This window comes from Rhodococcus sp. UNC363MFTsu5.1 (genome assembly GCF_000686785.1).
GTDB classification, from domain to species: Bacteria; Actinomycetota; Actinomycetes; order Mycobacteriales; family Mycobacteriaceae; genus Rhodococcus_G; species Rhodococcus_G maanshanensis.
In genome coordinates this window covers 34,732-60,062 of sequence record NZ_JMLO01000014.1, presented here as the reverse complement: position 1 = coordinate 60,062, position 25,331 = coordinate 34,732, and the positions used below count along the sequence as shown (strand labels likewise).

28 protein-coding genes are annotated in these 25,331 nt (G+C 66.9%); 11 read left to right on the top strand and 17 right to left on the bottom strand.

Annotated features, from left to right (window positions below; genetic code table 11):
- The first annotated feature begins 43 nt into the window (after nucleotides 1-43).
- From BR31_RS0113600 to BR31_RS31890, 3 genes are all read left to right on the top strand, one after another.
- Entirely contained in the window at nucleotides 44-814 is a 771-nt protein-coding gene (locus BR31_RS0113600) for a HemK2/MTQ2 family protein methyltransferase (protein WP_331281126.1), read from the top strand.
- The gene (locus BR31_RS31100; protein WP_081830470.1) at nucleotides 801-1,070 is read left to right on the top strand and encodes a CDGSH iron-sulfur domain-containing protein; all 270 of its coding nucleotides are present in this window, start codon (nucleotides 801-803) and stop codon (nucleotides 1,068-1,070) included. The genes BR31_RS0113600 and BR31_RS31100 overlap by 14 nt, the downstream gene beginning before the upstream one ends.
- Nucleotides 1,071-1,273: 203 nt before the next feature.
- Entirely contained in the window at nucleotides 1,274-1,429 is a 156-nt protein-coding gene (locus BR31_RS31890; RefSeq protein ID WP_197023609.1) for a DUF6131 family protein, read from the top strand.
- A 20-nt stretch (nucleotides 1,430-1,449) separates the two neighbouring features.
- On the opposite strand, the gene BR31_RS0113590 is transcribed toward BR31_RS31890, so the two are convergent.
- Together BR31_RS0113590 and BR31_RS32230 are read right to left on the bottom strand one after the other, a co-directional pair.
- Nucleotides 1,450-2,226, bottom strand: a complete 777-nt coding sequence (locus BR31_RS0113590) for a SigB/SigF/SigG family RNA polymerase sigma factor (protein WP_027501447.1) — start codon at nucleotides 2,224-2,226, stop codon at nucleotides 1,450-1,452.
- Entirely contained in the window at nucleotides 2,223-2,666 is a 444-nt protein-coding gene (locus BR31_RS32230; protein ID WP_027501446.1) for an ATP-binding protein, read from the bottom strand. The genes BR31_RS0113590 and BR31_RS32230 overlap by 4 nt, the downstream gene beginning before the upstream one ends.
- A 274-nt stretch (nucleotides 2,667-2,940) precedes the next feature.
- On the opposite strand from BR31_RS32230, the gene BR31_RS28580 reads away from it, so the two are divergent.
- Entirely contained in the window at nucleotides 2,941-3,441 is a 501-nt protein-coding gene (locus tag BR31_RS28580; protein WP_081830460.1) for an STAS domain-containing protein, read from the top strand.
- Here BR31_RS28580 and BR31_RS0113575 read toward each other — a convergent pair.
- From BR31_RS0113575 to BR31_RS31520, 7 genes are all read right to left on the bottom strand, one after another.
- Nucleotides 3,438-4,136 carry a PAS and ANTAR domain-containing protein gene (locus BR31_RS0113575; protein ID WP_331281125.1) on the bottom strand — a complete coding sequence of 233 codons (699 nt, stop codon included), beginning with the start codon at nucleotides 4,134-4,136 and terminating at the stop codon, nucleotides 3,438-3,440. The two genes, BR31_RS28580 and BR31_RS0113575, sit on opposite strands and share 4 nt — an antisense overlap.
- Nucleotides 4,137-4,292: 156 nt before the next feature.
- The gene (locus tag BR31_RS0113570; protein ID WP_027501444.1) at nucleotides 4,293-4,562 is read right to left on the bottom strand and encodes a Rho termination factor N-terminal domain-containing protein; all 270 of its coding nucleotides are present in this window, start codon (nucleotides 4,560-4,562) and stop codon (nucleotides 4,293-4,295) included.
- Nucleotides 4,563-4,579: 17 nt separating this feature from the next.
- Nucleotides 4,580-4,783, bottom strand: a complete 204-nt coding sequence (locus BR31_RS0113565) for a hypothetical protein (protein ID WP_027501443.1) — start codon at nucleotides 4,781-4,783, stop codon at nucleotides 4,580-4,582.
- 142 nt (nucleotides 4,784-4,925) lie between these two features.
- A complete protein-coding gene (locus BR31_RS28575; RefSeq protein WP_037176605.1) occupies nucleotides 4,926-7,292 on the bottom strand; it encodes an ATP-binding protein in 2,367 nt (788 codons plus the stop codon).
- A gap of 96 nt (nucleotides 7,293-7,388) precedes the next feature.
- Nucleotides 7,389-8,513: a tyrosine-type recombinase/integrase gene (locus BR31_RS28570; protein ID WP_051637397.1), complete on the bottom strand. Its 1,125-nt coding sequence runs from the start codon at nucleotides 8,511-8,513 to the stop codon at nucleotides 7,389-7,391.
- 328 nt (nucleotides 8,514-8,841) lie between these two features.
- A complete protein-coding gene (locus BR31_RS0113550) occupies nucleotides 8,842-9,204 on the bottom strand; it encodes a hypothetical protein (protein WP_027501442.1) in 363 nt (120 codons plus the stop codon).
- 4 nt (nucleotides 9,205-9,208) lie between these two features.
- Nucleotides 9,209-9,436, bottom strand: coding sequence for a hypothetical protein (locus tag BR31_RS31520; protein WP_027501441.1), 228 nt, complete (start codon nucleotides 9,434-9,436; stop codon nucleotides 9,209-9,211).
- A gap of 263 nt (nucleotides 9,437-9,699) precedes the next feature.
- On the opposite strand from BR31_RS31520, the gene BR31_RS0113540 reads away from it, so the two are divergent.
- Nucleotides 9,700-10,533: an alpha/beta fold hydrolase gene (locus BR31_RS0113540; protein ID WP_027501440.1), complete on the top strand. Its 834-nt coding sequence runs from the start codon at nucleotides 9,700-9,702 to the stop codon at nucleotides 10,531-10,533.
- Nucleotides 10,534-10,555: 22 nt separating this feature from the next.
- On the opposite strand, the gene BR31_RS0113535 is transcribed toward BR31_RS0113540, so the two are convergent.
- Nucleotides 10,556-11,050, bottom strand: coding sequence for a DUF3237 domain-containing protein (locus BR31_RS0113535; RefSeq protein WP_027501439.1), 495 nt, complete (start codon nucleotides 11,048-11,050; stop codon nucleotides 10,556-10,558).
- Nucleotides 11,051-11,411: 361 nt separating this feature from the next.
- On the opposite strand from BR31_RS0113535, the gene BR31_RS0113530 reads away from it, so the two are divergent.
- Complete coding sequence (locus tag BR31_RS0113530) at nucleotides 11,412-12,077, top strand: DUF8020 domain-containing protein (RefSeq protein WP_027501438.1); 666 nt, start codon at nucleotides 11,412-11,414, stop codon at nucleotides 12,075-12,077.
- 80 nt (nucleotides 12,078-12,157) lie between these two features.
- On the opposite strand, the gene BR31_RS0113525 is transcribed toward BR31_RS0113530, so the two are convergent.
- The 4 genes from BR31_RS0113525 to BR31_RS0113510 form a co-directional block, all read right to left on the bottom strand.
- On the bottom strand, nucleotides 12,158-12,739 hold the full coding sequence (locus BR31_RS0113525; RefSeq protein ID WP_156042476.1) for a trypsin-like serine protease: 582 nt from the start codon (nucleotides 12,737-12,739) through the stop codon (nucleotides 12,158-12,160).
- Nucleotides 12,740-12,887: 148 nt separating this feature from the next.
- Nucleotides 12,888-13,253 (bottom strand): hypothetical protein, encoded by a 366-nt coding sequence (locus tag BR31_RS0113520; protein WP_156042475.1) that lies wholly within the window; start codon nucleotides 13,251-13,253, stop codon nucleotides 12,888-12,890.
- Nucleotides 13,254-14,471: 1,218 nt separating this feature from the next.
- The gene (locus tag BR31_RS0113515) at nucleotides 14,472-15,257 is read right to left on the bottom strand and encodes an ABC transporter permease subunit (protein WP_231496479.1); all 786 of its coding nucleotides are present in this window, start codon (nucleotides 15,255-15,257) and stop codon (nucleotides 14,472-14,474) included.
- Nucleotides 15,258-15,261: 4 nt separating this feature from the next.
- Entirely contained in the window at nucleotides 15,262-16,173 is a 912-nt protein-coding gene (locus BR31_RS0113510) for an ABC transporter ATP-binding protein (RefSeq protein ID WP_027501434.1), read from the bottom strand.
- 205 nt (nucleotides 16,174-16,378) lie between these two features.
- Between BR31_RS0113510 and BR31_RS0113505 the strand changes: the two genes are divergently transcribed.
- A complete protein-coding gene (locus BR31_RS0113505) occupies nucleotides 16,379-16,969 on the top strand; it encodes a CBS domain-containing protein (RefSeq protein ID WP_027501433.1) in 591 nt (196 codons plus the stop codon).
- 21 nt (nucleotides 16,970-16,990) lie between these two features.
- Here BR31_RS0113505 and BR31_RS0113500 read toward each other — a convergent pair whose 3' ends face one another.
- Nucleotides 16,991-18,385, bottom strand: coding sequence for a wax ester/triacylglycerol synthase domain-containing protein (locus BR31_RS0113500; protein WP_027501432.1), 1,395 nt, complete (start codon nucleotides 18,383-18,385; stop codon nucleotides 16,991-16,993).
- Nucleotides 18,386-18,687: 302 nt separating this feature from the next.
- On the opposite strand from BR31_RS0113500, the gene BR31_RS28565 reads away from it, so the two are divergent.
- Nucleotides 18,688-21,057 (top strand): heavy metal translocating P-type ATPase, encoded by a 2,370-nt coding sequence (locus BR31_RS28565; RefSeq protein ID WP_051637387.1) that lies wholly within the window; start codon nucleotides 18,688-18,690, stop codon nucleotides 21,055-21,057.
- Here BR31_RS28565 and BR31_RS0113485 read toward each other — a convergent pair.
- Complete coding sequence (locus BR31_RS0113485; protein ID WP_027501431.1) at nucleotides 21,033-21,296, bottom strand: dsRBD fold-containing protein; 264 nt, start codon at nucleotides 21,294-21,296, stop codon at nucleotides 21,033-21,035. The genes BR31_RS28565 and BR31_RS0113485 overlap by 25 nt on opposite strands.
- Nucleotides 21,297-21,560: 264 nt before the next feature.
- On the opposite strand from BR31_RS0113485, the gene BR31_RS0113480 reads away from it, so the two are divergent.
- From BR31_RS0113480 to BR31_RS28560, 3 genes are all read left to right on the top strand, one after another.
- Nucleotides 21,561-21,818, top strand: coding sequence for an SHOCT domain-containing protein (locus tag BR31_RS0113480; protein ID WP_037176601.1), 258 nt, complete (start codon nucleotides 21,561-21,563; stop codon nucleotides 21,816-21,818).
- A 37-nt stretch (nucleotides 21,819-21,855) separates the two neighbouring features.
- Nucleotides 21,856-22,707, top strand: coding sequence for a universal stress protein (locus tag BR31_RS0113475; RefSeq protein ID WP_051637386.1), 852 nt, complete (start codon nucleotides 21,856-21,858; stop codon nucleotides 22,705-22,707).
- Between the two features lie 251 nt (nucleotides 22,708-22,958).
- Nucleotides 22,959-24,371 carry a bifunctional aminoglycoside phosphotransferase/ATP-binding protein gene (locus tag BR31_RS28560; protein WP_231496478.1) on the top strand — a complete coding sequence of 471 codons (1,413 nt, stop codon included), beginning with the start codon at nucleotides 22,959-22,961 and terminating at the stop codon, nucleotides 24,369-24,371.
- Nucleotides 24,372-24,409: 38 nt separating this feature from the next.
- Here BR31_RS28560 and BR31_RS0113465 read toward each other — a convergent pair whose 3' ends face one another.
- The gene (locus tag BR31_RS0113465) at nucleotides 24,410-25,291 is read right to left on the bottom strand and encodes a universal stress protein (protein ID WP_027501428.1); all 882 of its coding nucleotides are present in this window, start codon (nucleotides 25,289-25,291) and stop codon (nucleotides 24,410-24,412) included.
- Between the last annotated feature and the right edge of the window lie 40 nt (nucleotides 25,292-25,331).

The window sequence follows — 25,331 nt, the reverse complement described above, 5'->3', positions numbered from 1 at the left end:
GTCAGCATTGCGAGGACGATCACAACGGGCTGTGGAGGACTTTGTGTCGAACGAGGGATCGGGCGAGGTGAGGGGCCCCTTCGTCCCGAGGGTGCTCGACATCCTGGACGGATCACAGCCGGACGTCCGGTCGTTCGATTCCCAGGTGCCGGGGGCGGACGGGATTCCCGCGCGGATCCTGCGGCTGCCCGGCGTGTACCGACCGCAGGAGGACACACACCTGATCGCCTCGGTCCTCGCGCGGGTGAACCTGCCGCACGACGCCAGGGTCCTCGATTTCTGCGCCGGTTGCGGCGCGTTGGCGATGGCAGCGGTCCGAACCGGGGCCACGCGGGTGGCGGCGGTTGACGTCTCCGCCCGTGCGGTGGTCACCACGTGGGCGAACGCCAGGATTCGTCGCTTGCCGATTCGAGCGCGCGTCGGCGCGTTGGCGGCGGCGGTGTCGGGCGGCCCGTACGACGTGGTTCTCGCGAACCCTCCGTACGTGCCGTGCCCGCCGGGGGCGGAGGGCTCCGACCGTTGGGATGCCGGGGCCGATGGCAGAGCAGTTCTCGACCCGCTGTGCGCGCACGCGCCCGCGTTGCTCGCCGAGGGCGGATTCATGCTCCTTGTGCAGTCGACTGTCTCCGATGCCGAGAGCACCCTGACCCGTCTGCGGCATGCAAGGCTTCGTGCCGACATCGTGGCGCGGGCTCGGATCCCGTTCGGCCCGGTGATGAGACGGCGGTCGGGCTATCTCGTTGCGCGTGGTCTGATCGGGCCCGAACAGGACTGGGACGATCTGGTGGTGATCCGTGCAGATGCCCCCTGCTAGCGCAGCTGACTACCCGGAGTGGAACTCGTCCGACGCTCGCTGCGTCCGGCGGATTCCCGGGGGACCCGTGTTGGTTCGGGGGCCGGTCAAGATATCGCTTCCCGACGGTAGCGTGGTCGCGTCGGACCGATTCGTCGTGGCCGTCTGTATGTGCCGCCGCAGCCGGATCTATCCGCTCTGCGATACGAGCCACCGAAGCCGCCGATGTCCGGGCGCAGCATCGGCTCCGATCGGCGGTGGATCACCGCCAGGCTGAGCGAGGTCAACGAACTCGACGACGGCGGACGCCCCGATCCCCGCCGACAGGCCCTCGCGCGCTCAGTGCGTCACGATGACCGTATTTATCAAGGACTGCAACAGATTTCGCGGAGTACCGCCTATTCTGCGGGTCGGTGGCGTGCTTCAATGAACAATACGTCCTGCGATCTCCGATCGCAGATCCGAGATGGGGTGCGACCCATGATTGTGCTTGGTTTGATCTTGCTGCTCATCGGCTTCCTGACCGGGATCTCGATCCTGTGGACCATCGGCATCGTCCTCATCGTGGTGGGCGTGATCCTGGCCCTGCTCGGGGCCACCGGTCGCGCGGTCGGCGGTCGCAAACACTGGTACTAGGCTGTCGCGCGGCCGCGGTCTCACTCGTCGATCGCCGACCGCAACGAGGCCAGTGTCCTTGTCAGGATGCGTGATACGTGCATCTGTGACACGCCAACCCGCTTTGCTATCTGCGTCTGTGTGAGGTTGCCGAAGAATCGCAGTAGAAGCACCGTGCGCTCGCGCTCGGGAAGGGCAGCGATGAGGGGGCGCAGGGTTTCACGATTGTCTATGTCCTCGAACGCGGCGTCGAGATCGCCGATGGTGTCCGCGAGGGTGTGGCCGTCGGGGCGATCTGCCGCGGGGGCGTCGACCGATGTCGTCTGATACGCCTGGCCCGCGAGCAACGCCTCGTTGATCTCCGTGCGGTCCACGCAGAGCTCCGCCGCCAGCTCTGACGGTGTCGGCGCGCGTCCGAGCTGTTGGCTGAGCGTGTTGGTGGCCTTACCGATCTCGATGTGCAGTTCCTTGGTGCGCCGGGGAACCTGCATTGTCCAGCCGGTATCCCGGAAGTGCCTGCGGACCTCGCCCATGATGGTGGGAACGGCGAAGGACACGAACTCGGACCCGCGTGTCACGTCGAACCTGTTCACGGCGTTGACCAGCCCGAGTCGTGCCACCTGGACCAGGTCGTCATGTGGCTCGCCGCGTCCGTCGAACCGGCGGGCGATGTGCTCGGCCAGCGGCAGGCAGCGAGCCACGATCGCCTCGCGCATCGCGGTGCCGGACGGGTCGTCGGACGCCATCGCGGCCAGCGCGACGAATTGGTCGTTGACGTCCGTGTACTCGTCCGATCGCGTGTCCGGGCGCCGGCTCACATGGACGCTCCGCCGGTCCGTAGCGAGAACTCGATGGACAGGATCGACCGGGCGCTGTCGTCGGGGTCGGCCACCCGCCGGACCGCGACCTCGTCGGTCAGCGTCCTGAGCACGTGCCAGCCGAATCCGTGCTCGGATACCTCGACCGTGTCCTCGGCCCATGACGGCACCGATCCGGAGTACTCGATCTGGCGCCCGAGGGCGCGAAATCGGCACGTCAGGATCGTTTCCGGGCGCGCGGCGCGAATCAGCCGGGTCGTCGCCTCGTCGACGGCGAGCCGCAGGTCGGCGATCGTGTCGAGGTCGAAGTTGTTCTGCGTTGCGATCGCGGCGGCGACGGATCGGACGATGAAGAGCTGATCGACCTGAGCAGGGACTCGGAGTTCGACCTCGGATCCCGAGCGCCCCTGGACGGGCTCGTCGGCGTATGCCTGGGACATGCGGCCTCGATTCATCCCGTGCGGGACGTCGCTGTTCGCTGACTCGATGAAGAGTACCCACGCTGGGGTTCTTTCAAACGCCGCCTCGTCCGGGAGGATCGGAGGCGGTACGAGCCCGCGGTTCACCCGCCGGCCAAGCGCTCCAGCTCGGACTTTCGCCCTGACTATGGCCTGCCACGTCGATCTCTGGTAGGAACAAGGGAGGTTGAGCCCACAGCCGGCGGTAGGTCCAGCAGATCGTCGCGGCTCCCGAATTCTCGTGTGACATCGCCACATGAACCGTCGACGCACCCCGCTGCACTTACCGGAAGCGTTCAGCCAAGGTGAGGAGGGCCCCGTGCCCGTGCTCAAAGATCTCGACGTATCCGACCGGGAACCACGCAATCGGACGGCTCAGGAGCGAGCCTCGTCCCCGACTGTTGTCCTGATGTCTGGCGAGGTGGATGCCGCGACACTCGGCGAATTCAGCATGCACCTCAATGCCGGGATCGGCAGGGCGGTTCGAGTCCTCGTCGTCGACCTGTCACAGGTCACGTTTCTCAGCATCAGAGGCGCCGAGGTGCTCGCGGAGGCCCAATGGCGGGCGGGGCACGACGGGGTCGAGATCGTCCTGGTCACCGGCCGACGCGCGGTGGACAGAACGCTGGCGGTCACCGGCCTCGAAGACCGGTTCCGTCGTTTCGGGTCGGTACACGACGCCGTGGAGGAGACCAGGCGAGGACGGCCGCTGATGACGGTCCCGGGCCCGGAGGGCGGGTTCCTCGACGTCGGCTAGTCGGCGGGTGCGGCCGGTCGTTTCGCGTCCGCACGATTGGTCGACGTGAGAAGGATGTGGTTGAAATCCTCCCGGAACCCCTGTGGCGTGTCGATCATGGTCGAGATGTCACGCAGTAGCTGGCGTGCCACATCGCGGACCTTGACGTTCGATTCCTGCGAGCGCCAGGTCAGGACCTGAAACGCCCGATCGGCGGAGATTCCGTAGGCGAGCATCAACGCCCCCTTGGCCTGCTCGATCGCGGACCGCGAGGACTCGATCTCCGCGACGGCGTCGTCGACCGATTCCTGGACATCGGACTCGAAGGCGTCGGTGACGTCGATGTAGAACCCGAACGTGCCGATCGCATTGCCGTCCTCGTCGAGCAGTCGATCGCCGACGACCACCACGCGATGGGTCTCGCCCGCGGTGTCGATGATGCGGTGACGACTGCTGAACGGTGCCCCGTGGGCCCGCACGTTGTCCAGGATCGCCGCCACATGGGATTTGTCGTCGGGGTGCTTATGGGAGAGCAAGAGCTCGGTTGTCGGCACAACCGAGCCCGGTTCGTACCCGTGCATCCGGGCGACCGCGTCGGACCACTCCCACGCATCCTCGGCGACGCGAAAGCGAAAGCTCCCGACCAGCATGCCGGACATGTCGGCGGGTTCGAGGTCGTTCAGATCCTGTTGCGCCTCGGGTGCTTCATCGCTCACGTATCGAGTATGGACCCCTTCGTGGAGAGTTGCGATCGGGTCGAGAGGCCGGCGGTGTGTCGGTATCGCCGACCGTGGAGGTGGTCCGCCCGGGTCCGCAATCGCATCGGCCAGTTGATGTTTCGCCTGCTCGGCCCCGTCTGTCGATGGAGGGGTTCAGTGGTTCCGAAGCGCGTCGATGAGGTCCTTCTTCCTCATGCTCGAGTAGCCCGAGATCCCGAGGTCTCTGGCACGTTCCTTCAGCTCCGGAACCGTCCGGTTCTCGTAGTCGGTTGCGGTGCCGCCCTTCTTGCCGATCTTGGTTCGGCCCTGTCCTGCCGCCGCGTTGGAGATGCGTGCCGCCTTCTCCTTCGAGTCGCCCTTCTTCCTGAGCTCCTCGTAGAGGGCCTGGTCCTTGAGGTGTGGATCTGATCCAGTGCGTGGCACGGTGAGCTCCTCCGTCGTCACTGACTCGGTTGGGGCAATGAGCAATCCGCGATCTTCGGATTGACGCCGAGATAGTTCAGGGGGCCGGCGAGGACGGTGACGGCGATGGTGCCTGCGGTCGCGCAGCTCGTCGGGGTGTCGCTGCCGAAGTAACCGCGTTGGCCGGCCGCGACCGCACCGACAATCAGCCAGATCAGAACGATGAGCGTCACGATTCGCATGTCGCCTCCAGACGGTGCCGATGCCTGCGCCCGCCGTGCCGTTGCCGGCCGATCCGGATGCAGTAGTCCACGACTACCCAGTTGCGCATCCGGGCAAACCAACCCGTCGATCGCGGCGACAGGTCGGGCGCCTGGCCTCGGATCAGGGCTGTCGATCCAGCTGGTTCTCGGCGATCCAGGCCGCGATCTGGGTACGGGAGGTGAACCCGAGCTTGGACAGGACGTGTTCGACGTGGCCCTGGGCGGTGCGGGGCGAGATCATCAACATCGAGGCGATCGCCTTGTTCGTGTGCCCCTCCGCGACCAGGTGTGCGACCTCGGTTTCGCGGGGGGTCAACACGCTTGCGGCCGGTGTCGTCCTTGGCTGGTCGATGAGGCGGTCCCCGAGCGCGTAGGCGACGGATTCGTCGAGGTTCATGGCAGCACCGGTGTGCAATGCCTCGTTGTAGGCCCCGTTCCCGAGCGCGCCGCGGGTGAGCTGCTCGCATTCGTCGTGGTTCCCGAGTAGATAGGGAAGGGTCACCGAGACACTCCCCACTGTCTGCGAGAGCCTTTGAGCGGCACCCATCAGGATCGCGGCACGCGTCGGGTTGTCCTCGCGTATCGCGATCCAGGCCAACGACTCGAGGCACCAGCCCGCCACGAACGGGACGTTGACCTGGCGGATCAGCCGCAGGCCGTGCTCCATCAGGGTTCCCGCCCGCTCGGTGTCTCCCGTCCGGAGCACCGTCAGCGCGAGAGCCCACAGCGAGTACGCGCGGAAGTAGGACTCACCTCGCGGCGCGGTGACAGCCAGCACCTGCTCGTGACAGGAGACTGCCGTTTCCTCGTCCCCGAGCAGTCCGCTCGCAAGTGCCAGGCCGAGGTAGCCACCGAGCTGTCGGGCGACCCGGGACACGGGCCGACTCAGTCCGGACCCGGTCGTGAACGGCGTTCCCGCGATCGTGAGCGCAATCTGGAACGGCTCGACCGCACCGGCGAGATCGCCGCTGAACAGCGCCAGGTACCCCCTCGCGTAGTTCGCGATCTCGAGCGACTCCGCGTCTCCCACCTGCTCCGCGAGCGCGCGACACTGCGCGACCCCTGCCGCGGCCTCGCCGAGTTTGGCCTGCATTCCTGCCAGCACGCTGTCGTTGTACAAGGTCGACAGACGTTCCGAGGCCTGCGCGGTGTCGGTGCTCGTCAAGCAGCGGCCCATCCAATGCCTGGCTTCCCCCAGCAGACCCCGGCAGGTCCAGAACAGGAACAGGGCATTGACGATGCGCGCGTTCACATCCGGATCGGTTTCGACGACCGGTTCGGTCAGGCTGTACGTCAGTGCATCCCGCAGGTTCGGTTGTTCCCGATCGAGTCGGGCGATCCAGTCCGACTGATCGGGGCCGATCCACTCGGACTCCGCCCGCAGTACCAGCTGTTCGTACCACGCGAGGTGCCGCCGCTGAGCATCGAGATAGTCGCCGGATTCGTGCAGCTTCTCCCTGCCGTAATCGCGGATCGTCTCGGACATGCCGAGGCGCACGAACTCCCCGACCTGTTCACGGAGCAGGATCGACTTGTCCACGAGGGAGGCAACCGTGTCCAGGAAATCGTCGGCGACCACCTCCTCGGGACAGATGCCCTCGGCCGCATCCAGCTCGAATCCGCCCGCGAACACCGACAGCCACGCCCACAGCTTCTGTTCCGCGGCCCCACAGAGTTCGTAGCTCCAGTCCACGCACGACCGCAAGGTCTGTTGACGGGTCGGTGCCACCCGGGAACCGACGGTGAGCAACTGGTACCGGTCGGTCAGGCGTTGCAGGATCTGTTCGACGGTCATCGCGCGGATCCGCACCGCGGCCAGCTCGATGGCCAGCGGAAGCCCGTCCAGCCTGCCGCAGATTGTCGCCACCGCAGCGCAATTGGCATCGGTGAGCGCGAAGTCGGGCAGAGCGGCTGTGGCTCGCGCGACGAACAGTGCCACCGCCTCGTACTGGGGCATCGCCTCGAGCGGTGGGGTCTGCAGCGTGTCCGGTGCCGTCAACGGCGGTACCCGCATCACCTGCTCCCCGTCCACCCCGAGGACCTCGCGGCTCGTGGCCAGGATCCGCAGCTCCGGACTGGTCCGCAACAGCGTCTGCGCCAACTCCGCGACGGCGCCGAGCACGTGCTCGCAGTTGTCCAGGACGAGCAATGTCTGCCTGGTGGAGAGGTGATCGATGAGCAGGCGAGAAACCGACCGGCCCGGCTGGTCCGGCAGCCCGAGCGCCGCGGCGACGGTCTCCGCCAGCAGCGCGGAATCGTGCAGTTCGCCGAGCTCGATCCACCACACCCCGTCGGCGAAAGCGCGCCGGGAGTCTGCGGCGACCCGCAACGCCAGCCTGGTCTTCCCGACCCCGCCCACGCCCGCCAACGTCACCAGGCGGGAGGCGGACAACAGCCGCCTCGCCTCGGCGATCTCGTGGCGCCTGCCGATGAAACTGGTCAGTTCCACCCGCAGGTTTCCAGGCTTGTCCCTCACGGAGGTCGTCATCGAACGTCAACTCGTTTCGCGGTGTGCTTGTGATCGACGCTATCTCTCGAAGGCTATGACGGGCTCATGGCGGCCAAGTTGTTGTGTTCATTTTGTTCAGCCGGCATACCGGGTGTCCTCGCTCGTCCCGACGGCGTCGGTGCGGGGGAGCGGCGCGGCCCTGGTCACGAGTTGGTACGCCGGGTTCAGGGCCGCGGCGTCCCGGACCGAGGCGCCCGCACCCGCGGTGTACCGCTGCGTGGTGTTCATGGATTCGTGCCCGAGCATCCGCATCAGCGTGTAGATGCTCACGTTCTGGTCGGCCATGGCGGTGGCGAAGGTGTGTCGAAGCTGGTGGACGAGGGCGCCCTTCGCGCGGTCTCCGTTGATCCCCGCGCGGCGATAGGCGCGTTCGACGCGGTACTGCAGCGTTCCCCTGGTGATCCTGAGGCCGTCGCCGCCGACGAACATGGGGTCGGCGGCGGTGAATCGCTCCCAGGGGGAGACGCCGGCCCGCGGCCTCCGTTTCGCCGTGTCCGGGAAGCGCTCGGAGCGGCTGACGAGGTAGTCGCCGAGCACGTCGACGACCGCAGGCTCGACGGTGACCACCCGCTCCTTGTTGCCCTTACCGTGTACGTGGATCACCTTGGCGTGGCCGTCCCCGTCGTCGACCGCATCGCGCAGGTCCCCGAGGTCGACCGCGATCAGTTCTGCCGACCGCATCCCGGTCAACAGCCCGGTGAGAATGAGCGCGAGATCGCGTTCCGGCCAGGCGCGTGCCCCGCTGTCGTCCGAGGATTGCAGGGTTGCGACGAGCCGTTCGACCGAATCGGCGCGGAACGCCTTCGGCAGCGTCTTGGGTGCCTTCGGGCGCAGCACCGCCGACATAGGGTTGGCGACGATGGCGTCGACGGAGAACAGGAAGTCGCACAGCATGTTCCAGGTCGACCAGCACCGCCGGATCGATGCCGCCTGGTGGGTCTGTGCGTAGTCGGCGAAGGCCGCACGCACGGTGGTCTTGTCGAGGGCATCCAGGGTGAGCTCCGCTGCGCTCACCCCGACGGCACGCGCGAGGGCGTCGGCGATGAGGGTGTAGTCCTGGCGGTACGCCTTGAGCGTGTTCGGTGAGGGCTTGGCGGTGCTGCGGTGGACCAGGAACTCCCCGAACCAGGGGGAGAGTCGCTCCTGCCCCCGGCTCCCTCTCGGGAGGAGTTCGTCTTCGGGTTCTCGCACCGTCACCATGAGCGGCACGCTAGCGGGGGGCACCGACACCGAGGGGAGTGGGTTCGGCCGCCCGGATCACCGGCACCGGGACAGGAGAGCGGCCGAGGTCGCCTCCGTGGCCCGCCGAACGCCGGTGGATTGATAATGTCATAACGCTCGGGATATCGGCACAAGGTGCCGTGGCGGTGGTTACTCACCGAGGTCGGGTGCAGGTTGTGCAGCCACTCCCGTCGTCTGGCCACGACGAAGGGGGTCGGGCGGGAGAGGGGAGTGGGGGTGGCCACGCGGGCCGGGCCGACCCGAACGCGATGTGACCCCCGAGGGCGCCGCTGGTCGCAGTTGGGCGCTAGCCGGCAAGCGCCGTCGCCGAGATACCGAGATAGAGCAGCATCGCGATGAACAGGACCCAGCCTGCTCCGTGCCAGATCGGCCAGGTGCCGCCTGCGCGCCACACCTGGTAGGTCCGCACGAATGCGCCGAGCCCGCCGATCAGGAGAATCGATGTCGGCACGAAGGCCAGCACGAGTCGCGGTGCGGTCGTGCATGCCAGGACGGTGTCGGCAGCGCAGTCGTCCGGGCGAGCGACCTCCGCCCAGATCGCCGCGGCCGCCATCACCGCGAGCGCGAGGACGATCACGGCGAGGGTGTAGCGGCTCGCGGCGCGCAGTTCTCGCGGGTTGCTCCAGCGCTTCTCGACATCGTCGGTCATGGCGTCACGCCCCCTCGGTGCGGTGCAGGCGCACCCGGTAGTGATGCCCGCGCAGGCACGAATCGAAACACTGTGGCCGTCGCCGCGTCCGGAACTCGCGCGCGACATCGTGGTGGTCGTGCGGTAGGGCGGGGGACAGGGCCCGCGAGACCCCGTCGGCAACCACCGGCGGGGGCCGTTGGATGTCCGCGACGACCTCGTGGCGGGGTAGGGGAATCTTGTAGCGGTTCATGAACTTTCGGTCTGAGAGACGTCCGCGGATCCTATGGAGATCGACACGCCGCTGGCGCAGCGTGCCCCCCAGTGATAATGACATAACGCTTGGCCTATCGGCGTCAAGAACACCAGTCGGCGAACCGACACGGGCACATCACGTTCCGTGTTCCTCACCTCCTTCCGCAGAGAACGGGGAGGGTACCGCGCCCGGAAGATGTGACGCGAGGCCCTCGGCTCGGGTGCAACGTTCTGTTCGGATGTCCAGGCGGGGGAGTTGTCATGCAGACGGTCGAACTGTCGGTGGGAACGATCGAGTACGAGGACACGGGTGGGCCGGGGCCGGTCATCGTGTTCCTGCACGGTCTGACCATGGACGGGACGCTCTGGCGTCACGTGGTCGCCGACCTGCGCGACGACTATCGGTGCATCCTGCCGACCTGGCCGCTCGGCGGCCACCGGATTCCGATGCGGCCGGACGCGGACCTGTCGCTGTCCTCGCTTGCCGTGCTGATCGGGGAGTTCGTCGAACGGCTCGGACTGTCGGATGTGACACTCGCGCAGAACGACTGGGGCGGTGCACAGGTCCTGATCGCGAACGGCGACACCTCGCGGATCGCCAGGATGATCATCACCGCCAGCGAGGCCTTCGAGAACTACCCACCCCCGCCGGCGCGGCCCGTCGCGGCCCTCGCACGCATCCCGGGCGGGCTCTTCCTCACCATGCAGGCGCTGCGCCTGCGTGTGATGCGACGATCGCCGAGGGCGTGGGGGGCGATGAGCAAACGCGCGGTACCGACCGAGGTGATGGACGCCTGGTTCCGGCCGGCGACGGAGAACGCGGCCATACGACGTGACCTCCGGAAATACGTCACCTCCGTTCCTGGTCGGGACACGCTCCGGACCTGGGCTGCCGCGGCCGCGGGTTTCCGGGGTCCGGTGCTGATCGTGTGGGGGACCGAGGACCGGGTGATGCCGATCGAGCACGGCCGCCGCCTGGCCGCGCTCTTTCCCGATGCGGACCTGGTCGAACTCGCGGACTGCTACACGCTGATCCCGGAGGACAGTCCGCGCGAGCTGACCTCGGCCATCCGCGGGTTCCTTTCGCCGGCGTAGTGGTCATCCGGTCAGCGAGCGCTCACAGAACCTGGGAGACCCGGTAGGCGACCCCGCCTTCGACCGGATAGCCGGACCCGATGCAGACGAGGTCGTTCAGCCACGCGTACTGCATCGTGCCCGTTTCGAAGAGTGGAGCCGTCCGAAAATAGTACTGAGCAGGGTCGATCCCGGTCCTCTTGGTGGGATCGACGATGTCGGCTCGCAGGTCGGCCGGGACGATCCACCGGCCCCCGTAGGTCACGTGCACGAGGGCGCCGTCGTCGGTGCGCAGTGTCAGGCGCACGTCCAGGGCCAGTCCTCCGTCGGGGCGATACAGTCCCCAGTCGCCGCCACCTGTCAGCACCTCGCCGCGGAGCCGTGGGCCGTCGAAGGATCCTCCGGCCGCGGTGAAGATGGTCCGGTGCCCGAACGGCCCCTTTCCGACCTTCAGAGGCGGGTTCAGGTCGACGACCATGTCGAACAGGTGTGTCGTCTTGATCTCGTCGATGTCCTTCACGCGTGAGTCCGTGGTCATGTCAACACCTTTCGGAGTGGGGAAGTGGCGGGGCAAAATAAACGTACGATCGTCCGTACGGTTAGTCAAGGGTTGTCGGTTCACGTGGTGTTTCTGTCGAGTCACGCTCTGATTGCGCGCTTCTGACTCCTCAGTAGCTGACAAGGTGCGCAGATCGTAAGGGCGAGGACACCGCGCGCGACGGCGCCGACACATTTCGTCCCTAGTGTCGTCGGTATCTCCAACACGCCGACTGTCTTCACCGTTGCAGCAGCTCAGCGTGCCGTCTGCGTCGACCGACGCGTCACCCATCGGCTGGCTTCGCCCGGCAGCGCAGGGACCATCGGTGCCTGCGAGAGAACGAAAAGGAATCTCACCGACCATGAAGATGACCAAACTGGCGGCCGTGTCGGCCATGACGATCGCGTCGATGGGAATCATTGCCGGCACCGCCCATGCGGATCCGGCGCCTGCCAAGGCGGCAGGTGTGGGGTGGAATGTCACCCGCAGCGGCAACCAGGTGATCCTCGATACGACCGCGGGTTCGCTGGCCACCGAGAACAACCACCTGATCGTGCGGGACTCGAGCGGTGCCATCGTCGAGTCGGTACCGCTGGCGCTCGCGGTCGACGGCATCGCACATCCGGTCACGGCGAAGATCGACGGGCGGACCGCGACGCTCACCGCGGACACCAGCCCGGCCGCGGCGACCCCGGTTGCCCTGCCCGCCAAGGACATCGACCTGCCCGCGGCCGTCGCGGGGGTCAAGGACAACATCACGATGACGGGCGCCGTCGGCGGCTTCCTGGGCGCGGCGACCGGCCTGGTCGGCGGCTGCATCCTCGGTGCCGTCGCCGGTGGTGTGGTCTCGGCGCCTGCTGCGATGCTGTTCGGTGCGGGCCCGCTCGCGGGTTGCATCGGCGGGGCGCTGCTGGTGGGGGCAGGCGCCTCGCTTGCGGGTACCGCGATCGGGGGACTGGGCGCCGTGGCCGCCAACGCCCAGCCGTTCATCACCCTGCTGAACGCGCCGCCTGCCGCCAAGAAGTAGCCCGGTAGCCGGCTGCGATAGCGCTGTCGGGTGGCCCGTCCCTCGCGGGGCGGGCCGCCCGACAGTGCTGGTTGTCGTGTCTATCGGCGGCTGAGCACCGCGGCGAGCACTCCCGCACCTGCGAGGCCGGCGATGCCGGCGACGGTCAACCATGACCCCGCGGCCACCGGTCGCGGCATGACCGTGACGTCCTCGCTGATACCGGTGGAGACGCCGCCCTCGCCGCGTGCGGAGACCGTGCAGACCAGCTGATGTCCGTCCGCCTGCTGTGGGATCTCGATCGACCGAGCGGTGTGATTGATCGCGGCGCCGTCCACGGGCGTCAGACCCCCGTCCTCGGAGCGGTCTCCGATCGTCCACTCGACGCTCAACTGAGCGTTCGGATCGGCCCACTCGGACTGGCAGGACACCGTGGAGCCGACCGCGGGGGTACCCGTGATGCGAGGCGCCTTCGTCTGGGCCGGAGCGAGCACGAGATCCGGGGCGAATGCCCAATCGCGGATCGTGGCGGCGTCGGTGTACGCGGCGAGCCGCACGGTCGGGTCGTCGCAGTTGTCCCGCCGGTCGAGGTAGCTGGCGATCCCGGCGAGCCGGGCCGTCGGTCCGGTTCCGATGACGAGGGGACCGCCGGAGTCCCCGGTGCAGGGGACAACCGTGGACATCGCCGTGTTCTCCAGCCCTCGATGCACAGCGATTGCGCCTCGTCGAAGCCGTATCGATCCGCCATGGTGGCCTGGCACGCCGACGGCGCAGCGACGCGAACATTCGCCTGCTGCAGCATGTCCGGGCTACCGGCCGGATACGCACCGGTCAGTCCGCGGCCGAGGATCCGACCGTCGGGGACGTGTCGATCAGGGGGAGCGGCGCCGCGTCGGGCACCGGGGACGCGAGTTCGAGGACTGCGGCGTCGCCGCTGACCGTGCGGATCCCATCGGGCCGGTCGGTGATCGCGTAGCCCGGCAGGACGCTGTAGCCGCGAACGTCGACGACGTGCCGCGGTTCGCTGAGCCGGTCGGTCTCGGCCACGATCTGTACGAACCGGGGCTGCGACCCCGCCGTCGCATCGGCACCGTTCTGGATCGCCAGCGCCGTGCCCGGTGCAGCGATTGCCGTGAGTGCGGTGAGGAGACCGACGACGGCAAAGCGGCTTGAATGCGACGGGTTGGTGTTGATCATGTCCTCCACTCTCGCGTCCGGGACCGATCGTGCGCATCGGTCTGCGGTGGGAATCGGTGTCATCCCCAGGTCGTACGGACGGCCGCCGTGGGGGATCGGTTGGTGGCAGAACAGGTTCGGCCGTGGCGAGAGGAGTGGGCGGGTTGGTGGCCATTCGGGGGGAGTCGGGTGCCGAGGGGTGGTCCCCGCAGCCTGTCCGAGCGAACGCGTTGCGGGACATGCCGTCGGAGAACCGTGGCAACCGACCGGGGTTCGTGCGAAGCCTGCCCGCGTGAGCCGTGATCCATGTAATCTGTTGTACTGCAGCAAGTTTCATGGATAACAGTGATTATCCATGAAACTCGGTTCCGGTGTCGGTGGTGCGCTGGTCCGTGCTGCCGGTGGGGGTCTGGGATGCGTGCGGGTGTCGATCGGCGGGCTGGAGCGGAACAATCGATTTCGTCGGACGGTTCGGTGCAACGTCGCCAGTCGTGACGATCTGTCGTCGTCGTCGTGCGCCCGTTCGGCGTGCGCCCGTTGCGCGGAGGTCCTCGCGGGGGTGCGGAGCCGGACTCGGGTTCGGGCGCCGCCGCCGCGCCCGGGTGGTCACTGTGCTCGTGCGAAGTCCTCTCGATGGACCGTGTCCATCGGTGCCCACTGGGGGCGGCCATATGCACTCAAGATGACATAATGTCGATTATCGGTTGTGCACTGAAATGCGTTGATAACGCGTCCGCGCCGGTCGTTTCGGTTATCCCGTCCGCCGCCCGTATGCGCCTTGGCGTCTTCCTTGACGCGCCCGCGAATGCCGAGCATGCCTTGCCGGTTGGCAATTGCTTGCCGCTCCGGCGACGGGTCCGCTGCCGGTTTGGACGTTCCCTCGAGGCGCGTGGTCCCGTGACGCCGTTGTCCGTCGCGCGCCCCGGTCGGTGTCCTTCGTGCGTTTGTGACCCCCTTCGTGCGCGCCCTGCTCTCCGGCCATGCCACCGCATTGCGTCACTGTGACGCAATGCTCGGGTTCGGTCAGCCGATTGGCTCGCGCCGGATGTCGAGCCCGCGCACGTCTCTCGCGCCATGTAGTGGCGGTTCCGGGGCCCGGGCCCCGGGCCCCGGGCCAACGCTGACTCGCCCATGGCGCGGATGCCCCGGGTGGAGGCAGGTTGATACTCCCCTTCGCTCCTCCCGGCCACGCCCAGGTATTACGTCACTGTGATGAATTGCCCTCCGGGGGTATGGGCCTCATCCGCGGACATCACGTCGATCGAAGCCCACGATCGCGGTGACGATCAGCACCGTGATCGTCACCAACGCGATGACCGCGGATCCGGCGGAGAATCCGTGCTGTAGCGGATCGTGGCCGGCGTACTGGTAGAAGGGCGAAGTGCGTTGCCATGGCTCGAGCCAGGTGACCACGGGTGCGAGACCGTTGACGATGTACGCGAGGATGGCGGCGGCGACAGGCACCGAACGACTGACCGCCGGGTGACCGGTGATGGCACCCAACGCCAAGGCGAGTGCACCGAAAACCAGTGCGAGCAATACCGCATGCCCCATCACGGCGGCCACCCCGCCCTGGGGCAGGTCCATGTTCGCGAGCCAACCCAACAAGATCAACGCGAGGCCGGTGACCGTTCCCAGGAGCGCGGTGCCGATCAGCATGGCCGCGCCCTTCTCCAAGACGATGCGTCGCCGGCTGATGGGCGCGGAAAGGAGCAGATCGAGCGTCCTTCGATCTTCCTCGCCCGCGATCGCCGCGGCGCCACCGCCGATCGCATACGTCAACAGCAGAAGTGGAACCATGAACGACATGAGCTCGATCTTCACGTAGCCGACCGGCGTGGACATGTCCGCGCCAGACATTGCGAAGAGCGCACGAAATGCCTCTGGCATCTGATCGAGAAACTCGTTCATCGACGGTTCGCCGCGCACACTCGGCCAGATGGCCACATACATGCCGACCAGCAGCACGAGGCCGATCACCCATGCGGGCAATGCCCGGCGTTGGTCGTGAAGCGTCTTCGTCATCACGCTACGAAGCATCACTTGACTCGGTCCCGTAATAGGTCATGAACGTCTCTTCGAGGTCGGCCTCGGCGCATTCGAGGTCGACCACCGTGAATTTGGCGACACGTTGAATCAACGCGTTGAGTGCCTGCTCCGGTGCGTCGCATCTCAGCGTTCTTCCGTCTACCACGAGATCCCGAACACCCGCGACGTCGCGGAACACGTCCGCACGCACGGGATCGGCGAACTCGACGACCAGATGGTGCAGGGACTTCTGGCGCAACGTGTGGAGCTTCTCGACAGCGATCAACCGTCCTTCACGGAGCACCCCGATTCGGTCCGCTACCTGCTGTACCTCACTGAGTACGTGGGAGGACAGCAGCACCGTTCCCCCGGCAGCGGTGTGCTCACGAAGTACCTCGTCGAACTCCCGCTGCATGATGGGATCCAGGCCGGTTGTCGGTTCGTCGAGAATGAGCAACTCCGGCGACGACATCAGCGCGAGCACCAACCCGAGCTTCTGCCGGTTTCCCCGCGACATGACCCGGACGGGCCTCCCGAGATCGAGGTCCAGTCGGTCGGCGATGTCGGTTGCCCGGCTCCGGCCTCCGCGAGCCCCGACCTGACCGAAGTAGGAGACGTGATCAAGCCCGGTCATCTTCTCGTACAGGGCGAGCTCCCCCGGAACGTAGCCGACCCGACGGTGCACTCGAGGCGCAGACGACCAGCAATCGAGTCCCAGCACGGTCGCCGAGCCCGATGTGGGGCGCAGCATGCCCATCAGGATGCGGAGCGTCGTCGACTTCCCCGCGCCGTTGGGCCCTAGGTATCCGAATATCTCCCCCGCGTCGACGCTCAGGTCCACGTCGACCAGAGCGGGCTGCCGGCCGTAGGACTTGGACAGGCCGGCGGTGGTGATCGCCGGGCGACTGGGCATATCCCAAGCCTGTATCACGCGCGCCGCACCCGAGCAGGGTCCTTGGTCCCTATTGCTGGGTGGAGCACCTCGGCGACAACTCGCGTCCAGTCGGGCGCCATGCACGGCACGACGTGAGCGTGGATCGAGGACTCTGTGGGACGTATGGCCCTAGTCTCCCCAGCCGGTCGCGCGGACGCTGGAGAATGTAGTCAAAGGAGCCATCATGCGCGCGCGACACATCATGAGCAGCCCGGTCACCACCGTGACACGGTCGACGCCGGTCATCGACTGCCTTCACACCATGGAAACGACGGGCTTCACGGTTCTCCCGGTCGTCGACGACTCCCAGCATCTGACCGGGATCGTCTCGGAAGGCGACCTCCTGCGCGAACAGTTCCGCAGGTCCGGTTCGCAGGCAACCGGTGACGAACAGGCGCGGGAGGCTCCGACGGTCGCGGAGGTCATGAGCAGCCCCGTCGTCGCGATGACCGCCGAGGCTGACCTCAGTGACCTGGCGTCAGCCATGCTCAATTCGAGATTGCGTGGCATCCCGATCGTGCACGACAAGGACATCATCGGCATCGTGACCCGCAGGGACCTGATCAGCGTCCTGACGATGGACGACACCCACATCGCCCACGAGATCCAACATCGGCTAGACGTCTACAGCGGCAGCGGCGCGCGACAATGGGATGTCCACGTGGCGGGTGGCAACGTGACCATCGACGGAATTGGGCGTGACGACCCCGAGTGCGGTGTCATAGCTGCGCTGGCGGAGACGGTTCCCGGAGTCAACGAGGTCTCGTTCTCCTGATACGCGGAGAGCTCGGGATGATCAACGGACCGCGTCCTCCGCACCATCGAGGGCGGACTGCCCACGCAGTTCCAGGACCCTGCGAAATCCCTCGACCATCGACTCCCGGAGCGCACCGACATCCGGGACTGCGGCGGCGTCGGAGTCGAGCCCCACGCAGCATCGAGATCCGTAGGACACCATCGTCGCGTTGAAGGCCGCGCCGAGAGTGGGACTGAACGCGAAGTAGCGATCGACCCGGGACCCCGCGATGTACAAAGGTTCGGGTGAGCCGACCACATCCGAGGCGACGAAGTCGACATGTCTGAGCATGTTGCCCAGCAGCGCCGGCGGCAGCATGTTCAGCACACCCGCGATGGCAGGCGCGAAAGGTATGGCCGGTTCGATGCGCCACCTGCCGATGGTCGCGTGCACTTGCCGGATCAGGACTGCGGGGTCGTCTGTGTCAGCGGGCAGCGTCAGGCGGGCCAGGGTGATCTTGTTGCCCTCCAAGGGATCCCGCTCCGTCCGCAGGCTCATCGGAATCGTGACCCTCAGGCGGTCGACCGCGGCCCCGCACCGGTGGTGGTAGTGCCTCATAGCCAGCAGCACCGCAACGATGAAGGCGTCGTTGATCGATCCGCTGCCGCACGAGGCCGCCTGGGACAGATCCTCGATCGGCACCTCGAGAAGGGCGAAGCGCCTGCGCGTGGACCTGGCGGTCATCACGGGAGACAATGTGGTCGCTATCGGCCGAACGAAACGGGCGACCGACATGAGAGTCGCGGCCGCCCCGCGCGCCGTTCCGAGAGGGTCGTCGACGACTGACCGCACGCGCTGAGGTGCCCAGTCCATGACCTGTCTGGACAGGGCGGCGGCGGACAGTCGGTACCACGACGGCGCCGCACCGTTCGTTGGTTCCCGCTGGACGGGCGGCGTTGTGAGGGGGCGCTCCCCCGCGCGCGTGAGATCCACGATCTCGCGGGTGATGGCCATCCCGCCGACCCCATCGGTGAGTGCGTGGTGCACCTTCAGCACGATGGCGGCACGGCCGCCGGACAGCCCGTCCAGCACCGTCAACTCCCACAGCGGCCGTTCCCTGTCGAAGGCCGTCGATCCCGTTGTCTGGGCGAAATCCAGCACGGACTGCATCTCCGGTGCCGCGAGCGTGAATCTCCGCAGATGCCAGGACAGGTCGAAGTCCGGATCGACCACCCAGCGCGGTGGAGCCGGACCCAGTTTCGTCTCAACCACCTTGCACCGGAAGTGGGGTGCGAGGGTGGTGGCCCTGTCCATCATCGATTCCACGCGGCGCCAGTCGGGACTTCGGTCGAGGATCAACAGCGCGACGATGGTCGAGCGCAGCACCGGATCTGCCTCCATGCGCCACGCCATCAGGTCGGCCTGGTTCATGTACAGCGGCGACTCATCGGTCATTGCCACCAACTCATTCGGTCAGGTGTGTACACCGCGGTGATCCGCGGACCCGTACACCTCCAGTATGGATCCGTCACCGGCCTTGCTCCAGGACGCGACTATGACCTTTGGCCCTGTTCCAATCGCGGTTGCCCGGCGGATACTCGAGTCATCATCCCAGCTAGCGATGTCGGATCCCGTCGAGGAGTGGTCGCCATGCCGACAGATCTGATGGCCATGTGCCACGCGTTCATGATGTGGCTGCACCACATGGGCGTACCCATGCCGCCGATGGACGGTATGCACTGACAGCGCGCAGGGACATGCCGACCGAGCCGAGGCCGACGCTTCTGCAACGGGTATCCCGTCACGGGTTGAGTATCGCCCTCTTCGTCGTCACGTCCGCCGGGTTGGTGGCGGGAGTCGTGGGTGCCCTGACGGGGCACCACCACGTCGCCGACGCGTGTTGGATCACCGCGACCGGGGTGGCGCTCGTACCCGCGACGTGGTCGGTGATCGTGGGGATCCGGCGCGGCCGGCTCGGCGTCGACATCATCGCCGTTCTGGCGCTGGTGGGCACGGTGCTCGTCGGTGAATACCTTGCGGGAGCCCTCATCGGCGTCATGTTCGCCTCCGGCCAGGCACTGGAGACAGCGGCGTCCACACGCGCGACGAAAGATCTTCGCGAACTCGTCGATCGAGCACCCCGCAGCGCTCGGCTGCGCGCCGGGAATGACGTGCGCCGGGTTCCGCTCGAGGAGGTCGTCGTCGGCGACCTGGTGGCCATCGGCCCGGGCGAGCTGATCCCGCTCGACGGCTGGGTGTCGACCGAGAATGCCATCCTGGACGAATCGGCACTCACCGGCGAACCGATGCACGTCGAACGACGCCACGGCGAGGACGTCCGGAGCGGGGTGCTCAACGCCGGTGGTCCGGTCGAGATCGTTGCCACCGCGACGGCAGCCGACAGCACGTATGCCGGGATCGTGCGCCTGGCCCAGGAAGCGGGGGCCGAGAACGCTCAAATCGTCCGTCTCGCGGACCGGTTTGCGCTGTGGTTCCTCCCGTTCGTCGCGGCGATCGTCGCGGCCGCATGGCTTGCGAGCGGCTCCGCGACCCGAGCCGTGGCAGTGCTGGTGGTCGCGACACCGTGCCCCCTGCTGCTCGCTGCCCCGGTCGCGATCGTCTCCGGGCTCTCACGAGCTGCCCGCTTCGGGGTTGTGATTCGCGACGGCGGCGCCCTGGAGAACCTTGGTCGGGCACGAACGCTGCTGCTGGACAAGACCGGCACGGTGACCATGGGACGCCCGACAGGAAGCGAGATCGTGGCCGGACCCGGCGTGACCGCGGACGAGATCCTGAGGGTCGCAGCCTCCGCTGACCAGTTCTCGGCCCATGTGTTCGCCGAGGCCATCGTGCGCGAAGCCAGGGTACGAGGGCTCGACCTGGTGGTTCCCGTCGATGTCGCCGAGCAGCAGGGCACCGGGGTCAGCGCGACCGTCGACGGTCACCGTGTGACCGTCGGAGTCCTCGCTCCCCTCGCCGAGCCCCCGCGCTGGGTCGTCACCCTGCAGAACCGGCTGGCCTTCGACGGAACCGCAGCGGCGTGGGTCACGATCGATGGTGTGATCAGTGGGGCGATCGTGTTGAACGACCCGATTCGAAGTGATGCCCCCCGCACCTTGCGTCGATTGCGCGCGCAAGGCCTGCGCCGGGTGGTGCTGCTGACCGGCGATCGCCCCGAACCGGCGCGCGAGATCGGGACGATCCTGGGGATCGACGACATCTACGCGGAGCAGTCACCCTCAGACAAGGTCGCGCGCGTGCGCAGCGAGACGGGCACGGCGATCACCGTGATGGTCGGCGACGGCGTGAACGACGCGCCCGCGCTCGCCGCCGCGTCAGTGGGGATAGCCATGGGTGCTCGGGGTTCGAGCGCCAGTACCGAAGCAGCCGATGTCGTCCTCACCGCAGACCGGCTGGACCGGGTGGCGGACGCCATGGTCACGGCACAACGGGCGCGCCGCATCGCGACCCAGAGCGCCGTCGGCGGGATGGTGATGTCCTGTATTGCAATGGGATTCGCTGCGTTCGGCCTGCTCACACCTGCCGTGGGTGCGCTTACGCAGGAGCTCATCGATGTCGCCGTCATTCTCAACGCGATGCGAGCGCTCGGCGGGCGACCGGCTGTCGACATCGACCCCCGGACCGACGCCATGCTTGTTCGGTTCAGTTCCGAGCACGACCACATGCGGGACGAACTGTCGATCCTGCGAGAGACGGCGGAGCTGATCACCGGGGGCGATCGCGGCGCGGCACACGCGGCATTGCGCCGCACCGACGACTTCCTTCGTCGCACCCTCTTGCCGCACGAGCGCGCGGAGGATACGGACCTGTACCCCGCATTGGCGCGTCCGCTCGGCAGTTCGGAGGCGACTGCGCCCATGAGCCGCATGCATGTCGAGATCGAGCACCAGTGCCAACGCCTTCATCAGCACCTGGTCCTCGCCGACAGCGCGGGCGCGCTGAGCGCGGACCAAACCGACGATCTGCTCTCCTGCCTGTATGGTCTCCACGCCCTGCTGAGGCTTCATTTCATTCAGGAGGAAGAGTGCTACTTCTCACTCGCCGTTGATCCGGCCGGGGCCCTCACGCGAAACCGCGATGGTCATCGCGCCAACCGGACGGGCTGATGCATGGCATTCTCGATGTCCCTGGATGTCGTCGCGACAAGCTGGTTCGCCAGATCACGGAGAGCCCGCGCGGCGGCGAGTTCGTCGCCGATCACCGTCACCTCCGGATCGGCCGGATCTCGCCTGGCGAACCCGACGCCGACGAGTCTCGATTGACCGATCGCCAGGGCGGCCTTCGCGCGGGTCCGACGATCACGTTCGTCGATCGTGATGTCGATCGTCCAGGTCTTGTCGCTCATGGGTTACTCCTTCACGGACCGTGCCTTCGGTGTCGAGGCGACCGCGCGAGGTGGGTGGTGCTCGCCTCGACCTGCCAGCCAGCCTTCCCGCCGCCTGCGAATGGTGGCAGGGCACAAGGTCCCTTTGTCGGGTCCATCCGAAGCGAGGGAACAAGGTCCCTAGCGCCGCCGTCGTGGCAGCGGAACAGTGGTCTTGCGGGGGCGGCAGAGTCCGGGCGATCACTCGGCGAACCGGACTAGATCGCTCGTGGAGGAGGTCATGTCATGTACTGGGACGACCACGCCTCGAATGGCTGGATGTTTGTGCTGATGATCGGATGGTTCACGATTCTCGTGGTGGTCGTGGTCCTCGCTGTCGTGGCGGTGATCAGATTCCAGAACAGGAGCGCGCCGGACCGTCATTACGTCGCACCCATGAGCTCCGCGCGCCAGATCTTGTTGCAGCAATTCGCGCGCGGCGAACTGGACGAGGACGAGTTCCGACGCAGGCTGGCTGTGCTGGACGAAGTCGAACCTTCGTAGCTGTGCGCGAGCTCGACATCACGGACGTCAACATCACATGGGAGTCGAGACGGTGTACAACCCACATCGAGACGAACCGTTTGTCGTCGGCATCGACGGCTCGGACCAGGCTGTCAGGGCCGCAGAGTGGGCGACGGTCGAGGCAGTGGGTCGTCGGGTGGAACTGCACCTGGTCTACGTGATCGCGAAGGACGAACTCGAACGCAGATACGCCGAGCGCGTGCTCGCCTTCGCCGAGGCTGCCGCGAGGGGTGTGGACGCTTCGGTCAAGGTCGAGTCCCGGATAGTGCGCGGACCACTTGTGCCGACCCTCCGCGCACAGACAGAATCCGCCAACGCGCTCGTGCTCGGTTCGGTCGGAATGGGATTCATCCGCCGGGCGATGGTGGGATCTACCGCGTCGGCTCTTGCTGCGGGCGCGGCATGCCCCGTTGTGGTGGTTCGTGGCTCCGACCCGGATTCCGCGCCACCATCGACCGGGCCCGTTCTCACCGGGCTCGGCGGGCACCACATCGACGATGCGCTGCTCGGATCGGCGATGCACGAGGCCTCGATCAGGCATACACACGTGCTGGCGGTGCGCGCTGCCGTCGATCTGATGCCCGACCTGCGGCGACGGCGTGCGCTGGAGGTCGAGCGAGAGTTCGACGAGGAAATTCGCGGTCGGGTCGAACGATGGCATACGACCTTTCCCGGGATTCGCGTCGACACTCTGGTCGTCCAGGACACCGCTGCCGAGTCCTTGACCGCATTGAGTGCGAATGCGCAGATGATCGTCGTCGGCAGCCGCGGGCGTGGCTTCGTCGAGGGCGCGGTGCTCGGCTCGACGAGTCAGTCACTCCTGCTGAATGCCCGGTGTCCGATCCTGGTGTACCGAGAGCCGCGATGACTGTGCGTCGTCGACCTAAGTTCACTTTGGGGGAACCCCGCGCCGGGGAGTATCACCGGATCGTGCTGGGCAGCGCGATCCACGTGAAGGGGGCTCCCTTGGCACCTGGGACGAGATCGAAGGGTGGGGACCGGAGATCCCGTTTGCAGCGTCCGAATTCGGAATGAACGGTCATGGATGACTCGGAGACAGGACAACCGGTGCAGCAGCACCAAGCGCCGGTCATCCGTGAGACCCACACCGGCATCGTCGTGCTCATCGGCGACCGCTGCTACAAGGGAAAGAAGCCAGTCGCCACCGGATTCCTGGACTTTCGCTCCGTCGAACAACGTGACGCCGCATGCAGAAACGAACTGAGTCTGAACCGGCGACTTGCACCCGATGTCTACCTCGGCATAGCCCACCTGACGTCTCCGGACGACGAATGCAGCGAACCGATACTCGTCATGCGGCGGCTTCCCGGCAGCCTTCGGCTGTCCCACCTGGCGACGACTCGAATGCTGGCGGACAAGGATCTACAGAGGCTCGTCGAACAGCTCTGCGCATTTCACGCCCAGGCTGAACGCGGCAGCAGTATCGACGGATGCGGGACCGCCGCGTCGGTACTCGAACGCTGGCGGGCAAACATCGCGGAGATCCGCGGCTTTCACGGCCAGATTCCACCAGAAGGCGTCCTCGCCGAGATCGACCGTCATGCGGCCCGGTACGTGAGCGGCCGACGACGCCTTTTCGATCGGCGGATTGCGGCACATCGGATCATCGACGGGCACGGCGATCTGATCGCGGACGATATCTTCTGCCTCCCCGATGGGCCTCGGATACTCGACTGCCTGGACTTCGACGATCGACTGCGATTCGTCGACTGCATCGACGACATCGCCTTTCTGGCCATGGATCTCGAGTTCCTGGGCAGACCCGATCTGGCCCAGGAGGTCGTCGGACGGTATCGGGACCTCGCCGCGGACACTGCGCCCCACTCTCTGGTCCACCACTACACCGCGTACCGCGCGCTGGTTCGGGCGAAGGTCGACTGCATCCAACACGCACAGGGCGTCGAACATGCCGGGTTGTCGGCGACACGGCACACCATGCTCAGCCTCGAGCACCTACGTGCATCGGCGGTCCGCCTGGCCCTCGTCGGTGGTCTCCCCGGCACCGGAAAGTCCACCCTGGCCACGCGGCTCGCGGAGGCGGTCGGCGCGGTGGTCGTCAGCAGCGACTCGGTCCGCGACGAGCTGCAACGCTCCGGCGAGATCGGCGGTGAGCCGGGAGCCTACCGGCGCGGCCTGTACTCCCCCGCGGCGATCTCGGCGGTCTATGACGCGATGCTCGGCCGAGCCGAGGACCATCTGAGCCACGGCGAATCGGTTGTCCTCGACGCATCGTGGTCCGATCGCCGGGAACGGCGCCGGGCGCGCGAGCTCGCGGCCCAGACCGCAAGCATGCTCCTGCAGTTGCGCTGCGCGTGCCCACAAGCAGTGTCTGAACAGCGGATAGTCGCTCGGACGGTTGGGTTCTCCGATGCGACGGCGGCCATTGCGGATCGGATGTCCACGGACGCCGATCCGTGGACCGACGCGGTAACGATCGACACCATGCGCACGGTGGACGAGGCCGCGTCCGAGACTGTACGAATCTGGAGATCCCACCACAGCGATCCCTGACCCACGTCGGGCAGCGAGCTGCGGAGCGTGAGTTCGGCTCAGGGCCCTCGAACCACGATGATGGGGCACTCCACCAGGTATAGCAGCGCCTGACTGGTCGAACCGAGCGTCATGCCCGCGAACCCGCCTCGCCCGTGGCTACCGACGACCACGAGCTGCGCTTGTTGAGATCTCGCGAGTAGGTTGCGAACCGGGCGGTCCTTGACGACGATCCGCTGCACGTGCACGTCGGGATGGCGTTCCTGCCACCCTGCGAGGCTCTCGGCGAGCGCCATCTCCTCGGAGGTCGACACTGCCTGCCAGTCGACAGCGAAGGCGAGGGATTCGCTCACGTCGCTCCATGCATATAGTGCGCGCAGTTCCGCACCTCGATGTGAAGCCTCGTCGAATGCAACACCGAGCGCCGGTTCGCTGTTTGACGATCCGTCCACGCCGACCAGCACCGCGCCGCCAGACGGATCCGCGGGGACAGTGGCACCCCCCACCACCGCCACAGGGCAGCGGGAGTGCCTGGCGAGTGCAGAGCTCACCGATCCGAGCAAGCCCATGCCAAACGTGCCGAGGCCGTGCTTACCGACCACGACCATGCTCGCGTCCTCGGTCCTGCCCAGCAGGATCGGCCTCACCTGGCCGTCCGCGATCTCAGTGGTCACCTCGATGGCGTGAATCGCGCTTGCAGCCTTTGCGGCCACCGGCATGGCGCGGTCGAGAATGGCTTGGGATTCGGCGCGTACCTTCGCGAGACCGGGCCCATCGTATCCAAGGCTGGGTCCACCGGCGGTGTCAGCGGCGAGCACATTGATCAGGTGCAGTGGTCGCTGGTGAAGCGCGGCGTCCTCAGCGGCCCAACGCACTGCGTTGAGGCTGGCCACCGATCCGTCGACCCCCACCAGGACCTGACGCCTGGTCGATGCGTTCACGTCGCACCCGTGTGCATGATGTCGTGGACGGTGGCCATGG

Coding starts and splice junctions, on each gene's coding strand:
- BR31_RS31100 (WP_081830470.1), top strand. CDS start 801: ATGCCCCCTGCTAGCGCAGCTGACTACCCGGAGTGGAACTCGTCCGAC.
- BR31_RS31890 (WP_197023609.1), top strand. CDS start 1,274: ATGATTGTGCTTGGTTTGATCTTGCTGCTCATCGGCTTCCTGACCGGG.
- BR31_RS32230 (WP_027501446.1), bottom strand. CDS start 2,666: ATGTCCCAGGCATACGCCGACGAGCCCGTCCAGGGGCGCTCGGGATCC.
- BR31_RS28580 (WP_081830460.1), top strand. CDS start 2,941: ATGAACCGTCGACGCACCCCGCTGCACTTACCGGAAGCGTTCAGCCAA.
- BR31_RS0113565 (WP_027501443.1), bottom strand. CDS start 4,783: ATGCGAATCGTGACGCTCATCGTTCTGATCTGGCTGATTGTCGGTGCG.
- BR31_RS28575 (WP_037176605.1), bottom strand. CDS start 7,292: ATGACGACCTCCGTGAGGGACAAGCCTGGAAACCTGCGGGTGGAACTG.
- BR31_RS28570 (WP_051637397.1), bottom strand. CDS start 8,513: ATGGTGACGGTGCGAGAACCCGAAGACGAACTCCTCCCGAGAGGGAGC.
- BR31_RS0113550 (WP_027501442.1), bottom strand. CDS start 9,204: ATGACCGACGATGTCGAGAAGCGCTGGAGCAACCCGCGAGAACTGCGC.
- BR31_RS31520 (WP_027501441.1), bottom strand. CDS start 9,436: ATGAACCGCTACAAGATTCCCCTACCCCGCCACGAGGTCGTCGCGGAC.
- BR31_RS0113540 (WP_027501440.1), top strand. CDS start 9,700: ATGCAGACGGTCGAACTGTCGGTGGGAACGATCGAGTACGAGGACACG.
- BR31_RS0113535 (WP_027501439.1), bottom strand. CDS start 11,050: ATGACCACGGACTCACGCGTGAAGGACATCGACGAGATCAAGACGACA.
- BR31_RS0113530 (WP_027501438.1), top strand. CDS start 11,412: ATGAAGATGACCAAACTGGCGGCCGTGTCGGCCATGACGATCGCGTCG.
- BR31_RS0113525 (WP_156042476.1), bottom strand. CDS start 12,739: ATGTCCACGGTTGTCCCCTGCACCGGGGACTCCGGCGGTCCCCTCGTC.
- BR31_RS0113520 (WP_156042475.1), bottom strand. CDS start 13,253: ATGATCAACACCAACCCGTCGCATTCAAGCCGCTTTGCCGTCGTCGGT.
- BR31_RS0113515 (WP_231496479.1), bottom strand. CDS start 15,257: ATGACGAAGACGCTTCACGACCAACGCCGGGCATTGCCCGCATGGGTG.
- BR31_RS0113510 (WP_027501434.1), bottom strand. CDS start 16,173: ATGCCCAGTCGCCCGGCGATCACCACCGCCGGCCTGTCCAAGTCCTAC.
- BR31_RS0113505 (WP_027501433.1), top strand. CDS start 16,379: ATGCGCGCGCGACACATCATGAGCAGCCCGGTCACCACCGTGACACGG.
- BR31_RS0113500 (WP_027501432.1), bottom strand. CDS start 18,385: ATGACCGATGAGTCGCCGCTGTACATGAACCAGGCCGACCTGATGGCG.
- BR31_RS28565 (WP_051637387.1), top strand. CDS start 18,688: ATGCCGACCGAGCCGAGGCCGACGCTTCTGCAACGGGTATCCCGTCAC.
- BR31_RS0113485 (WP_027501431.1), bottom strand. CDS start 21,296: ATGAGCGACAAGACCTGGACGATCGACATCACGATCGACGAACGTGAT.
- BR31_RS0113480 (WP_037176601.1), top strand. CDS start 21,561: ATGTACTGGGACGACCACGCCTCGAATGGCTGGATGTTTGTGCTGATG.
- BR31_RS0113475 (WP_051637386.1), top strand. CDS start 21,856: ATGGGAGTCGAGACGGTGTACAACCCACATCGAGACGAACCGTTTGTC.